Annotated in this window: 12 protein-coding genes; 1 reads left to right on the top strand and 11 read right to left on the bottom strand. The window is 45.9% G+C overall.

Annotated features, from left to right (window positions below):
* Window positions 1-5: 5 nt before the first annotated feature.
* The 8 genes from KNL20_RS10560 to KNL20_RS10600 all read right to left on the bottom strand — a co-directional run bounded on the left by KNL20_RS10560 (window position 6) and on the right by KNL20_RS10600 (window position 9,117).
* Window positions 6-2,003, bottom strand: coding sequence for an ABC transporter permease (locus tag KNL20_RS10560; protein ID WP_230397715.1), 1,998 nt, complete (start codon window positions 2,001-2,003; stop codon window positions 6-8).
* Entirely contained in the window at window positions 1,996-2,763 is a 768-nt protein-coding gene (locus KNL20_RS10565) for an ABC transporter ATP-binding protein (protein ID WP_230397716.1), read from the bottom strand. Before KNL20_RS10565 ends, KNL20_RS10560 begins: the two co-directional genes overlap by 8 nt.
* A 110-nt stretch (window positions 2,764-2,873) precedes the next feature.
* On the bottom strand, window positions 2,874-3,851 hold the full coding sequence (locus KNL20_RS10570) for a sensor histidine kinase (RefSeq protein WP_230397717.1): 978 nt from the start codon (window positions 3,849-3,851) through the stop codon (window positions 2,874-2,876).
* Complete coding sequence (locus KNL20_RS10575; protein ID WP_230397718.1) at window positions 3,852-4,532, bottom strand: response regulator transcription factor; 681 nt, start codon at window positions 4,530-4,532, stop codon at window positions 3,852-3,854.
* A 14-nt stretch (window positions 4,533-4,546) separates the two neighbouring features.
* A complete protein-coding gene (locus tag KNL20_RS10580; RefSeq protein ID WP_230397719.1) occupies window positions 4,547-5,752 on the bottom strand; it encodes an SPFH domain-containing protein in 1,206 nt (401 codons plus the stop codon).
* A gap of 25 nt (window positions 5,753-5,777) precedes the next feature.
* Entirely contained in the window at window positions 5,778-6,869 is a 1,092-nt protein-coding gene (locus KNL20_RS10585) for a hypothetical protein (RefSeq protein ID WP_230397720.1), read from the bottom strand.
* Between the two features lie 42 nt (window positions 6,870-6,911).
* Complete coding sequence (locus KNL20_RS10590; RefSeq protein WP_329957462.1) at window positions 6,912-7,928, bottom strand: DUF1294 domain-containing protein; 1,017 nt, start codon at window positions 7,926-7,928, stop codon at window positions 6,912-6,914.
* A 52-nt stretch (window positions 7,929-7,980) separates the two neighbouring features.
* Window positions 7,981-9,117, bottom strand: a complete 1,137-nt coding sequence (locus KNL20_RS10600) for a CapA family protein (protein WP_230397721.1) — start codon at window positions 9,115-9,117, stop codon at window positions 7,981-7,983.
* A 199-nt stretch (window positions 9,118-9,316) separates the two neighbouring features.
* On the opposite strand from KNL20_RS10600, the gene KNL20_RS10605 reads away from it, so the two are divergent.
* On the top strand, window positions 9,317-9,682 hold the full coding sequence (locus KNL20_RS10605; RefSeq protein ID WP_230397722.1) for a metal-dependent transcriptional regulator: 366 nt from the start codon (window positions 9,317-9,319) through the stop codon (window positions 9,680-9,682).
* A gap of 93 nt (window positions 9,683-9,775) precedes the next feature.
* Here the strand turns inward: KNL20_RS10605 and KNL20_RS10610 are convergent, their stop codons facing one another.
* The 3 genes from KNL20_RS10610 to KNL20_RS10620 are packed head-to-tail and all read right to left on the bottom strand — an operon-like array spanning window position 9,776 to window position 13,601.
* A complete protein-coding gene (locus tag KNL20_RS10610; RefSeq protein ID WP_230397723.1) occupies window positions 9,776-10,429 on the bottom strand; it encodes a V-type ATP synthase subunit D in 654 nt (217 codons plus the stop codon).
* 6 nt (window positions 10,430-10,435) lie between these two features.
* Complete coding sequence (locus KNL20_RS10615) at window positions 10,436-11,833, bottom strand: V-type ATP synthase subunit B (protein WP_230397724.1); 1,398 nt, start codon at window positions 11,831-11,833, stop codon at window positions 10,436-10,438.
* A gap of 1 nt (window position 11,834) precedes the next feature.
* Window positions 11,835-13,601, bottom strand: coding sequence for a V-type ATP synthase subunit A (locus tag KNL20_RS10620; RefSeq protein WP_230397725.1), 1,767 nt, complete (start codon window positions 13,599-13,601; stop codon window positions 11,835-11,837).
* Between the last annotated feature and the right edge of the window lie 2 nt (window positions 13,602-13,603).

Consider the following 13,603-nt stretch of genomic DNA (forward strand, 5'->3'; position numbering starts at 1 on the left):
TCAGACTAACTTACAATTTTGTAGTAAACCCTGGCTGTCATTTTATAGATCATTGCATAGAATACCGCGAAAACTAAAAAACATATTCCGGTCACTGCCAGATACAGATCCGTATTATTCAATCCCAGCATCAGCATCAGTTTCCTCATAATCGGAAATGCAAATCCTGTGTGGATACCGGCTGTCACCAGCGGAAGAAAGAATACCTGCAGCACCTGGGAATTAATTGACCGGCGGATTTCTCGCTTATCCATCCCGACTTTCTGCATAATTTCAAATCTTCCCCGGTCATCATAACCCTCGGAAATCTGCTTATAATAGATAATTAAAACCGTAGCCACGATAAAGAGCAGGCTCAGGAAAATTCCTATGAAAAGTAAACCACTGTACGTGCCAAGGAAGTCCATACGTCCTGCCTCTTTATTCTCAATCCGATAGGAGCTTGAAAGAGTTTCCAGTTCCGCTTTTATACGATTCTGATAGAGTGCTTTCTGGTCCTTATCTCCTTTTACATCAATTCCGTAAAACCCTTCATTATTAGAATACCCACCATTTCCTGTATTGTCCAACACGGTTTGCTGCAGATCCGCCAGTTCCATCTTTATCTCAGAATTCTTAACCACCATGGCAAGTGAATCGATCACATCCGAAGACATACTGCTGCTTTGAGAAAAATCTTTTAAATGTTCTTTCACTGTAAACGTTTTTCCCAGCAATTTGACCTTCTGATGTTTGTAGGGTGTTCTGTTGCTGTAGACAAGAACCTCTCCCTCCTCCAGATTCTTATTCTCCCCGTTAATCCGATTATAATCATCCAGTGTCAGGATATAGATATTACGGACATCCGAATTCGATAATCCATATACACTATCCAAATCAGTCAATAGTTCCTCTCCCTGTAAAACCCCTCCCATAGAGATATCCGAATAGTAAAACAGGTTTTCAGTTTCCAGTTGAAGGCCATTTGCAGCATCTTTAAAACTCTGTAAAACCTTATCTGTCTCATCCTCCGTTGTGCGATAGCCGGACACGATAATATCTCTTGGATATCGGTTCTCTATGATATTATTTAAATCGACATATAGCGAAAATGTAGTGGATATCATCAAGAGGACCCCCGTTGACAAAATTGCAACATTGGCAAGCCCTACCGCATTTTGCTTCATTCGGTAAATCATGCCGGAGACAGATACAAAATGCCTTGTCTTATAGTAGTAGTTTTTATTTTTTCTTAAAAGTTTAAGAAGAGCAATGCTGCCTGCAGTGAACGTAAGGTAGGTTCCTGCCATAACCAGTAAAATGGCAATCATCAGTATAAAGATTGCAGCCATCGGATTGACGGTAGCCACTGCAAGATAATATCCGGCGCCTAAACACAAAAGGCCCAGGATTGCCATAATAATTTTTGTCTTCGGTTCGCGTTCCCCCACATTTTCCCCATGAAGAAGTTCTATAGGATTCAGGAACCATATCTGACGCAGACCATTTAAAAAAATCAATATCTGGATAATTCCAATCCATCTGACCGCAGCAAGAACCGCCGACGGTGCAATCTCAAAGCCTAAGGAAATCTCTGCCTGAAACAAATTAAGCAGCCCCAGGTAAATCAGCTTATTCAACAATATTCCCACTAAAATACCCATGACAATACTAAAAACCCCGATGATTGCAGTTTCCCATAAAACAACTCTTCCAAGGTGGCGTTTTTCCATGCCCAGAATACTGTAGAGCCCAAATTCTTTTTTCCTGCGCTTCATGATAAAGCTGTTGATGTAGAATAGGAAAACCAGTGCAAAAAATCCTACAATTCCACAGCCCATGCCAAGCATCTGTCTCAGACTGGCTCCTCCTCTCATATGGTCCAGTCCCTTGTTCACACTCAGGCTATAGATAATGTAATACATAGCTGTTATAAATGTAGTCATCAGCAGATACGGCAGATATATCTTTCTGTTTTTTTTGATATTCTGAAGAGACAGTTTTAAATAAAATCCTCTACTCATGTTTGCGGCCTCCTGTCGAAAGCAGGGTCAGCGTATTGGAAATACTTTCATACATCTCTTCGTTATTCATATCTCCTTTGTATATCTGGTGATAGACGATTCCATCTTTGATGAATAACACCCGTCCCGCGTGGCTCGCCGCACGTGTACTGTGCGTTACCATCAAAATCGTCTCTCCGCTTCGGTTAATCTCTTCAAATATGGATAAAAGCTGATCCGTAGCTTTGGAATCCAAAGCTCCTGTCGGCTCATCTGCAAAAATCATCTGCGGGTTTGTAATCAATGCCCGGGCAACTGCTGCTCTCTGCTTCTGCCCTCCGGATACTTCATAGGGGAATTTATCCAACAGTTTGTTAATTCCAAGAGGTTCTGTCAAGCTTTTCAGTCTCTGCTCCATCTCCGGGTATTTCATTCCCGCTAAAACCAGGGGAAGAAAGATATTATCCCGGATTGAGAATGTATCCAGAAGGTTAAAGTCCTGAAATACAAAGCCCAGATTTTCCCTGCGGAAAGCCGCCAGCTCTTTATCCGGCACTGCCGTCATGTTCTTTCCATCCAGCCATACCTCCCCGACTGTCGGTTTGTCCAGAGTCGCAAGTATATTCAAAAGGGTCGTTTTTCCAGATCCGCTTTCCCCCATAACAGCCACATACTCGCCCTTATCCACCGAGAAATCTACATCGCTCAGTGCCTGGACCTGATTTCCTCCAAAGCGTGTGGTATATGTTTTTTTCACATGTTTCACCTGTAAAAGTGCCATATTATCTTCCTCATTTCCAAATTTTTTTTACAGGATTTATTATAGCTTCAGAAACACATAGCTGCCATAGATTCGGCTTACAGAATGCTTACAAAGTTGTAAGCTGGTGCTCACTCCATCTTTTTCTGCGTCAGGTCCAGAGTTACTTTTGTCCCCTTTCCAAGGACAGACTCCACGCCGATTCCATGCCCCAGCATCTCCATTGTATCTTTACAGAGAGCCAGCCCCACACCTGTCGCTTTTTTATCCAGTCTGCCGTTCTGTCCCGTATAGCCCCACTCAAAGATTCTGGGCAGATCCTCTTTTCGGATTCCAATACCTGTATCTTCGATAATCAGAAGTTTTAGCGGACCTTGTGCCATATACATGCGGATTTCTCCCTTGCGGGTATATTTGACCGCATTACTGATCAGCTGTTCAATTACAAATACGAACCACTTCTCATCTGTGATTACATCCGCTTCAAGATTATGAAGACACAGTGAAACCTTCTTATTTACGAATAATGCCTCCGTTCTTTTCAAGGCCTGCCGGATCATATCACTAATCGAATACCTCCGGATCAAAAGATCCTGAGTCACTGAATTTATCCTCTGATACTGAAGCACAATTTCCACATACTGTTCAATCCGGTATAGCTCTCTCTCCAGAGCGGGTCTGTTCACCTCGTCTTCTTCCAAAAGCAGCCGCATTCCTGCAATGGGAGTTTTGATCTGATGAGACCATCTGGTATAATACCGGTCTGCATGTTCCAGACGTTCCTGAAATTTCTGCTCATCCTCCACACAGCGGTCATTCAAAACATGTATCAGCTCCAGATACAGTTCCTCAACTTTGTGCTCCGGCGCAGGCAGTTCACTCATGCAGGTAATCGCATTCTCACAGGCTGTGGTTAACATCTGGCAGCGTTCCCGGTACCTCCCATAGCGGAATATTTCCAGCGATGCAATACCCGCCTGCAGAAGAATCACGGTATAAAGGGGAACCTCCGGCGGAACATGATATGCCGCAGACAGAAGAAAAAACAATCCCGTTCCAAAAGCATCCACAATCCAGACAATCCACTCCTGTTTTAAAAATCCTCCCATCTATTCCTCCGCAGCAATCCGATAACCCATCCCCTTCTTTGTCTCGATGAAATTATAAACACCTATTTCCTCCAGCCGTTTTCTGAGTCTGGCCATATTGACAGTCAGGGTATTATCATCAATAAAGTGATCTGTGTCCCACAGTGCCTGCATCATATCCTCCCGGGATATGATCTGGCCTGCCTGACTCATCAAAAGCTTTATAATCCGAAACTCATTTCTGGTCAGTTCCAGATTTTCCGGTCCATGGCTGATGGTATTATCCGTTACAGATAACGTAATATCCCGGACCTTTATAACCTCAGTATCCGTGGTAAATGCGTAGGTTCTGCGCAGAAGTGCCTGAATCTTCGCAGTAATCACCTCCAGCTTAAAGGGCTTTGCAAGGAAATCATCTGCTCCCATATTAATTGCCATGACCAGATTCATATCATCACTGGCCGAAGAAATAAAGATAATCGGTATTTTACTGATTTTCCGAATCTCCTGACACCAGTAATAACCATTGAAACTGGGCAGGCCAATATCCATCAAAACCAGCTCCGGATTCTCTTCTTTAAATTGTTCCAGTACCCTGCTGAAATCTTCTGTTACAGAAACCAGGTAACCCCATTTTTGAAGCTGACGCTCCAGAACCTCCGTAATTGTCAGATCATCTTCTACCAGCATAATTTTATACATGAACAAACCTCTTCTTATGGACGCCTGGCTCCGCATTCGGAACAGAACCTGCCGCTGTTTTTGGCTCCGCACTCCGTGCAGAACCAGTTCTTGATCTCCGGTTTAGGTGCACCGCATTCCGGGCAGAATTTTCCGATGTTTCCGGTCTTCCCACAGACACAGTCCCAGGAAATCTTCCCGTCTTCTTTCTCCTGTTTCTGGCTCTGACTTGTCTGCTGTTGATTTGCCTGGCGCATCAGTTCCATGGCATTCGCACCGGCGTCATTCCCCCCTGCCATTCCAAAACCCATGAATCCGGTCATAGCTCCCGCCGAATTAGAGGCTGCTGACTCCATGGCATTTGCCTGCGCGTTAACCAGTCTCCCTCCTGCGATGGCCGTATTCGTTCCCATGGCACGAGCCTCCTGCAGCTTTGATATCTTTTCGGCGCTTGCATCGTCCACCGTCACGCTCTCGAGCGCAAGATTTACCATAACAATACCCCGGAGCTGTTCCCATTTGGCATCCAGTTCTTTATTCAGCTCCTCTGCAATCTGCACAGGATAATTAATCAGCATATCATAAGAAATCCCTTTCGCAGCAATCCTGCCCAAAGCCGGCTGCATAGATGCCAGCACCTCACTTTTCATCTGAGCCGTCAGTTCCTCCCTCTCCACCTTTCTGGAGGGGTCGTTACATACATTTTCAAAAAATGCAACGGGATTTTTGATTTGAAAGGAGTATCTGCCAAATCCCTGTACCTTGACTGTAATCTGGAATTCACTGTCCCTGAAGGGTACATTTCCGAGTCCGATTTTATTATCCCGGATTTCCTGAAGATTGATGTAACACAGGCGCATGATATTTTTGGATTGTCCGCCCGCCGTAAATCTCTCCCACACCTGATGCATGACGGGTTTCAGTTCCATGAATCCGCCCACCAGAAGGGATGGTTCCACAGTGCTGTCATATCTGTATTGTCCTTCCGTATTCTCATCCCCGATTACTAAATCATGAACTCTCCCGTTCTCCACAAGAATTGCACACTGATTTCTTGCCACGTTGAATGTGGAACCACTTGAAATCACATTCTCCGTTCCTTTATTCTTTCCTCCGCGCATGACCCTGACTGCCGGCTGCATCAATACACCGTCACCCATCTGTCCGCACTCAAATACTTCCAATGTCTGATCTCTTAACGTTCCCGATACAGCGCCTGCTGCCATTCTGATTAATCCCATATTCGTAATTCTCCTTTTCCTTTTATTAAAATCCTATAATCCATCGGGTAATCAGCCAGAAAACCACAAAGCCCCCGGCAAATGTACCCAATCCGTATAAACATAATTTTTTCTTATCCACCGGCAGATTTCCCACAAATTTTCCTGTCTGACCGTTCATTGCAAACAGATAGTCCTTTCCATGATATCTGGTGTTGAGAATCCAGGTGGGCAAAAGTACATATTTTCGCTTTGCAACTATCTGCTTCAAATCCTCCCGGACAACGCTCGTAGTGTTATAAGCCGGAGCTGTCTGAAGCAACTGGTTCTTCAACGATTTGTTAGCCCTATGCTCCATCCGCTTTCTTGTCCTCTCATCCTCTTCATCATACCTCTCTGCCATAAAACCGGCAAGGTAGGCGGGTGAAAAATCTACCATTTTATTGAAATCAAAAGGTTCAATTGAGTCCATAGCCGCATCGTCAGTCTTTGATGAGGCATCCACCGGGATGTTTTCAAACTCCAGATTCCCTTCCACTTTATAGCTGTATGTATCGGTCTTGGTATAACGATTCCTGCTGTCCTGCCAGACAGTGACGCGGGTTCCCTTTACATCCAGATTTCCCATCCCTTTTGTATCATATAGGAAAAAGGGTATGTAGATGCCTGTCAGCTTTTCGATATTGTTCTGCTCATAGAAAAACCTGGGCGTCAGCGGTTTTTTTACAAAGGACTGATATTCCTTCATCACTGTTTCTTTTGTTTTTACGAACGGAATCAGCTTTTCAGGTGCAAAATCCCCGGCCAGCTGCGAGGATATCACGATGGGACTTTGGCAGTAAGCACAAAAGGTAGCAGAAGTTGTCTCATCCGTAATAATTCTGGCCCCGCAATAACTGCAGGAATATTCTACAAGGTGATCGGCCGCCGCCCGTGCAGTTCCGTCTGTAGCAGTCTTTTCTTCACTGTCCTTCCTGTGTTCTGCGCTTTCTTCCTGTACCTTTGCCTTTTGGGCGGCTTCCAGTTCTTTTAATTGGAACTCACTGTCACAATATTCACACTTCCAGGCCTGAAGTCCGGGATTCCATGTCAATTCCCCTCCACAGTTCAGGCATCTGTAATTCATATTCTCAGCCATGTCAACCTCTTTCTTTATCCGACAATTCTATACGTAAGCAGGTCAGAAACCCCGGCTGCCTCCGCCATGAGAGGCACCTCCGCTGGAGGTATGGCTTCCGCCGCCTCCACCGCCGCCACTCTGGGTGGATTTCGGTATCGGAGTAACACTTGTATAAGTTCCTGTCCTTATCTCATTTTGATGCCGGATATCCAATGAATTCGGTACGATAAATCTCCCGGCTTCTGTAGCAGGTTTGGACTTCTTACTGAAGCTTACCAGTATACCAAGTGTTACCGCAGTAAGCAGAGCCGCCAAAATCACCGGAACAACAATACTCATCACATTTCTGGAAGATATGTATCCATCTACCGCCCCGGCACTGTTCCCCAGTGCACTCTTACAGGCTTCATAATAGCTCTCCGACCGCATATATCCCACCGCATCGTCCAGCAGCTGATCAACCTCCTCATCCCCCATCGCCCGATGGAGCAAGCCGGCCGTGGAAAGTGCAATGTCCCGGTTTTGCATATCGATCAGGAACAGCATGCCATCTCCCTTACCATACTCTCTTTTCCCGCTTTTCTGTCCAAAATAGTTGTCGTCAAAAAAACGATCTGCAAAATCCTGAGCGCTGACCCTGTTATTCTCAGTAATCGTCACGACTACAAAATCCACACCGTATCTCTCCGAAAGCCGGTCAGCATATGTCTCCAGTGAATTCCCCTGTTCCTCCGTCATAAGCCCGGCATAGTCATAGACTTTCCGGGATGTGTCCGTGACTTTGTAATTCGCTGATGCTGATACAGGCTCTGCCAGAATCAGTATCAGCAGAATGATATGTACTGCAAGAAAGGAGGGCACTCCTGCAGTGAACTTCCGATGGCGGGTCTTATGGTGAAAATAACCCATTCCTGCAAGGGCGCCAACACTTCCGCCCAGAGCAGCCATACTGAGCAGTGTATGCTCCGGAATTCGCCAGGCATGATTCCTTGCCCGTCTTTTATCTATTCCATATATTATGAATGTGATCATGTTTATCACGATTAAATAGACAAATAATACTTTTTCAAATCGCATTTCCTATCCTCTTTATTCTGTTAGATTTAGGTTAGAATCCGCCTGGCCTTGATTAATACTCCAGACTGCTTATCTTCTGTTGAATTCTCTCTTTCTCACTGTCTTTTGCCGGTGTAGGCTGATAATTATTAATGGACGAAACAGATGAAATGCTGCATGGGATGATTTCCGTCACCGAGTCCGCCGCCACATCGTCACCGGTCACAGTAAATGTCTGCCGGAAAATCATGGTGTCTTTATCCGAAGGATTTTTGTTGCCTCCGAAGCAGAAATTTCCAAGACTATAACAGATATAACGATCCTTATACGTCTCCACGCCCTGCAGAACATGGGGATGATGCCCAAGCACCAGATGCGCTCCGGCGTCAATCGCCGCATGGGCAAGCTCTTTTTGTACCGGATCCGGTGTGTACTCTTTTTCCGATCCCCAATGGAAACTGGCAATGATCAGCTGTGCTCCCTGTTCCTGAAGCGATTGGATATTATCCAGCATCCCCTGCTTACTTTCAATCCCATCCTTCAGGACATATGTACCTACAAGCCCCACTTTGACACCCTTGATTTCCTTTAATGCTGTCCGCTCATAGCCAAAACTGGTGATACCGGCTGATTCGACATGAAAAATAGTGTCTTCGTAACTTTGTTCCCCATAGTCTTTACTATGGTTATTCGCCAGATTTACAGCTTCCACGGATCCACTGGTAAGAATCCCTGTATAAGAAGGGTCTCCCCGAAAAGCAAATTGCTTATCCGCACGTTCTCCCTGATTTGATAATGTGCCTTCCAGATTCACAATGGTCAGATCATCGGATGCAAAAATATCGCGTACATTGGCCAGGAAATATCCTGGGTCGTTCACTTCATGGAACTTCGAAACAAAACTGGTGGAAGGCTCGAAATTCACATCCGAACCAAGTGTACAGTCTCCTGCAGCACTTACCGTGATGACTGTGGGAGCCAGGGGCTCCGGAGTAGTTATGATATCCGCTTCCGGTGTTGGCTGACCGGCGTTCCCCTCTGCAAGCGTCTGTTTTGTCTTTGGTGACCTGTCCTTACGCAGTCCGGCTGCCAGAATGACAATTGCGGTTATACAAAGCACAGTCAGTATACAGAGAATTATGATATTTCTACGAACTTCTCTCTTCCTCTGCGCCTTACGCAGCTCTTTTCTTCTGTCCCTTTTATCCATAGTTACCTCTTCTGGTGTACATGATAACACTATTGTAGCATGATTTGTTCCGGCATACAAATAAAAAGCTTGTGAATTAGAACTTACCCGGGTGCAGCTTGCTTGTATCTGCAATTTATGGTAAACTAAAACCAATCGAATTTAAAATGAAATTAATTGGAAAACATACTGCTCTGAATGAAAGGAATGGAGGATCAAATTGAAGATACAGGAATCTGCGGAAAATTATCTGGAGACTATTTTAATCTTAAGCCAGCGTCAGCCCGCTGTTCGGTCTATTGATATAGCAACTGAGATGGGTTTCTCAAAGCCCAGTGTCAGCGTTGCCATGAAGCATCTGAGAGAAGCTGATCATATTACAGTGGATGAAGACGGTCATATCAAGCTGACCCCATCCGGTCTGGCAATTGCGGCTAAAATCTACGAGCGCCATACTTTGATTTCTGATGTTCTGGTTCAGCTTGGCGTGGACCCAAAGGTTGCTGCTGAGGATGCATGCCGGATTGAACATGTAATCAGCTCCGAAAGCTTTGATGCCATTAAAAAACATACAAAACATGCTTAAAAGATTGACTCCTCCCGACCAGATTTCCGGTTGAGAGGAGTCGCTTTTGCGGCCGCCGCAGACACAAGTTTCACAAAGCGAAACTTATTTTTATTATTCCTGGTAATGATGTGTTTTCTCCAACATCATATCTTTTACCTTCAGGAGCCGAATCTGTGAGCTTCTCTCATTCTCGTCCAGCTTCATGGTGATATACCGGATATTTTCCCTCGTTTCAGGTATGATTACATGTTCCAGAGCATTTACCCGTCTCCTTGTTTTCTCAATCTCAGCGGCCATCAGCTGGCAGTCTTTTTCCTTTTCCGCCAATTGCAGCATCTGTGGCAGCACATCGGCCAGGGACTTTACTGCATCATCCAGATCTCCTGATGTAAATGCAAAGCCATAGGCGTAGATATCATTTGTATCTGCAGTACGAGTCCGATACTCAAATACAGGAAGCTCCACACTCATCACATTTTTCTTCTCCGTCTCCAGATAGACCTCCTGTTTTGGCGCCATCAATGCCGTGTGCAGTGTTTCCTCAGACATGGCCGCTCTGGCAATGACAAAATTTTTATTCGCAGCCCGGATGCCCGCTTCTACCTCTTTTCTCAGTTCCATGTTTTCCCGGACCATGTTCAGAAACTGGCGCATCAACTCATCCCGCTTATCTTTCAGCAGTTTATGGCCACGGCTGGCAGTGACCAGTTTTTTCTTTAGTCTGGTCAGTTCCATGCGGGTCGGGTTTACCTGAGTCTTTGCCATGCAGCATCACCCCTCTCCGTTACTTCTGCTGTCATCCGATACATAATATTGTTCCAGGAGCCTGTCATCGATGCGCTTTAATTCACTCTTTGGCAGTATTCCCAAAAGCTTCCAGCCGGTATCCAGTGTTTCTTCAATACTGCGGTTTGTTGTATAACCCTGGTTTACGTATTCCTTCTCAAATGCTTCTGCAAATCTGGCATATAGCAGATCCGTATCAGAGAGTGCCGCTTCACCCAGAATTACCATCAGTTCCTTTGCGTCTTTCCCCCGTGCGTAAGCGGAAAACAATTGATTCATGGTATTCGAATGGTCTTCTCTGGTTTTTCCTTCCCCAATCCCTTTGTCCTTTAATCGTGACAGAGATGGAAGTACATCAATTGGCGGAGTAACACCTTTATGGTACAGCTCCCGGCTTAAGATAATCTGACCTTCTGTGATATATCCGGTCAGGTCAGGGATGGGATGCGTCTTGTCATCCTCAGGCATCGTGAGAATCGGAATCATGGTTATAGAACCCTTCTTCCCCTTCTGCCGCCCTGCCCGTTCATACAGAGAAGCCAGATCCGTATACATATAGCCGGGATATCCCCTGCGGCCCGGAACCTCTTTACGAGCGGCTGATACTTCCCGAAGTGCATCTGCATAATTCGTAATATCAGTCAGGATGACCAGTACGTGCATTCCTTCCTTAAATGCCAGATATTCAGCGGCTGTCAAAGCCATTCTGGGTGTTGCAATACGCTCTACTGCAGGATCATTGGCCAGATTGACAAAAAGAACCGTTCGGTCAATGGCCCCTGTTTCTCTGAAACTTTCTATGAAAAAGTTGGATTCTTCAAATGTGATGCCCATGGCAGCAAATACTACTGCAAACTTTTCGTCTTTCCCCCGCACCTTCGCCTGACGGGCAATCTGTGCCGCAAGCTGTGCATGGGGCAGCCCTGATGCGGAGAAGATAGGAAGCTTCTGCCCCCTGACCAGTGTATTTAACCCGTCAATTGCGGATATCCCTGTCTGTATAAACTCTTCGGGATAGTTTCTTGCTGCCGGATTCATGGGAAGTCCGTTAATATCCCGGCGCTCCTCAGGTAAAATCTCGGGGCCTCCGTCTATTGGCCGGCCCAGACCGTCAAACACTCGCCCCAACATATCCTGGGAAACTCCAAGTTCCATAGAACGCCCCAAAAACCTTACCTTACTGTTGGAGAGATTAATTCCCGCAGAGTTTTCAAACAGCTGCAACAGCACTGTTCCCCCATCAACCTCCAGGACCTTACAGCGGCGTTTCTCTCCGTTTGCAAGTTCGATTTCTCCCAGCTCGTCATAATTGACATTCTCTACATTTCGAACCAGCATCAGCGGGCCGGCTACTTCCTGTATTGTTCTATATTCCTTTGGCATGTTACAGGTCCCCCCTTCCCAATACCTCTGCTGTCTCTTCGTAGATTTCTTTCATGATTGTCTCAAATGCTTTTTCCAATTCATCCTCATGAACATATTTGAATCTTCCGATTTTCTCTCTGACCAGAAGCTTAATCAGGTCATTCATTCCTGCCCCCTGACCCAATGCTTCTGCTGCACTTTCGTACCAGGACAGAACCAGCTGCATCATCAGATGCTGTTTTTTCAGGGAAGAATAGGTATCTGTTTCATGAAAAGAGTTCTGATGCAGAAAGTCTTCACGGATTGATCTGGCCGCCTCCATTTTCAGGCGGTCCCCTGCTGAAAGAGCATCCATTCCGACCATTTTTACGATTTCTTCAAGTTCCGCCTCATCCTGCAGAAGAGACATCATTTTTTGACGGCACATCATCCAATCAGATGCCACATTCTTATTAAACCATTTTTCCATATCGTCCAGGTATAAAGAATAGCTTTTCAGCCAGTTAATTGCCGGAAAGTGACGCTTATAAGCCAGATCCGAATCCAGACCCCAGAATACTTTAACAATACGCAGTGTTGCCTGCGATACCGGCTCTGAGATATCACCGCCTGGTGGTGAAACAGCACCTATCACAGACAAAGCGCCTTCCCGCCCTTCTTTCCCAAGTGAAATCACATCCCCTGCACGCTCATAGAACTGGGCAAGGCGGCTTCCCAGATAGGCCGGATAACCTTCCTCTCCGGGCATCTCCTCCAGGCGCCCTGACATTTCTCTTAGTGCCTCAGCCCAGCGTGAAGTGGAATCTGCCATTAATGCCACGGAAAATCCCATATCACGGAAATATTCTGCAATCGTGATACCGGTATAGATAGATGCCTCACGAGCTGCCACGGGCATATCAGAAGTGTTTGCAATCAACACCGTCCTCTGCATCAGGGATTGTCCGGTCTTTGGATCTTTCAACTCAGGAAACTCGTTCAAAACATCCGTCATCTCATTACCGCGCTCGCCGCAGCCAATATACACCACAATGTCTGCTTCTGCCCATTTTGCAAGCTGATGCTGAATTACTGTCTTCCCGCTTCCGAAAGGACCAGGAACTGCTGCAACTCCTCCTTTGGCAATCGGAAAAAAGGTGTCCACCACTCTCTGACCCGTAATGAGCGGCATCCTGGGAGGAAGTTTTTTCTGATAAGGCCGCCCTATACGGACCGGCCATTTCTGCATCATGGTAACTTCTTTATCTCCATCAGCGGTACCGATTATACCGATTACCTCATCAACCCTGTATTTTCCTGTCCGGATTTCCTTTACCGTACCCCGGATTTTGACGGGAACCATGATCTTATGATTGACAACAATCGTCTCTTGCACTGTCCCAAGAACATCGCCTGGCTCCACTTCGTCCCCAATCTTTACAATAGGAACAAACTTCCAGAGTTTCTCCCGGTTTAAAGACGGTACCTTGATTCCTCTCTTCAGGCTGTTTCCCGATATTTTCATAATTTCATCCAACGGTCTTTGAATACCGTCATAGATACTCGAAATCAGTCCGGGTCCCAGCTCTACAGACAGCGGAATTCCTTCAGACTCCACTGGCTCACCGGGACCTAAGCCCGATGTTTCTTCATACACCTGGATGGATGCCTCATCCCCATGCATCTCTATAATTTCACCTGTCAGCCTCTGTTCACTTACACGAACTACATCAAACATATTCGCATCCCGCATGCCTGCAGCAATCACCAGCGGACCAGCCACCTTTTTTATAACCCCGGTACTCATCT

The organism is Novisyntrophococcus fermenticellae, from assembly GCF_018866245.1.
GTDB lineage: Bacteria > Bacillota > Clostridia > Lachnospirales > Lachnospiraceae > Novisyntrophococcus > Novisyntrophococcus fermenticellae.

Coding starts and splice junctions, on each gene's coding strand:
- KNL20_RS10565 (WP_230397716.1), bottom strand. CDS start 2,763: ATGGCACTTTTACAGGTGAAACATGTGAAAAAAACATATACCACACGC.
- KNL20_RS10620 (WP_230397725.1), bottom strand. CDS start 13,601: ATGAGTACCGGGGTTATAAAAAAGGTGGCTGGTCCGCTGGTGATTGCT.
- KNL20_RS10560 (WP_230397715.1), bottom strand. CDS start 2,003: ATGAGTAGAGGATTTTATTTAAAACTGTCTCTTCAGAATATCAAAAAA.
- KNL20_RS10590 (WP_329957462.1), bottom strand. CDS start 7,928: ATGCGATTTGAAAAAGTATTATTTGTCTATTTAATCGTGATAAACATG.
- KNL20_RS10615 (WP_230397724.1), bottom strand. CDS start 11,833: ATGCCAAAGGAATATAGAACAATACAGGAAGTAGCCGGCCCGCTGATG.
- KNL20_RS10610 (WP_230397723.1), bottom strand. CDS start 10,429: ATGGCAAAGACTCAGGTAAACCCGACCCGCATGGAACTGACCAGACTA.
- KNL20_RS10570 (WP_230397717.1), bottom strand. CDS start 3,851: ATGGGAGGATTTTTAAAACAGGAGTGGATTGTCTGGATTGTGGATGCT.
- KNL20_RS10580 (WP_230397719.1), bottom strand. CDS start 5,752: ATGGGATTAATCAGAATGGCAGCAGGCGCTGTATCGGGAACGTTAAGA.
- KNL20_RS10600 (WP_230397721.1), bottom strand. CDS start 9,117: ATGGATAAAAGGGACAGAAGAAAAGAGCTGCGTAAGGCGCAGAGGAAG.
- KNL20_RS10575 (WP_230397718.1), bottom strand. CDS start 4,532: ATGTATAAAATTATGCTGGTAGAAGATGATCTGACAATTACGGAGGTT.
- KNL20_RS10585 (WP_230397720.1), bottom strand. CDS start 6,869: ATGGCTGAGAATATGAATTACAGATGCCTGAACTGTGGAGGGGAATTG.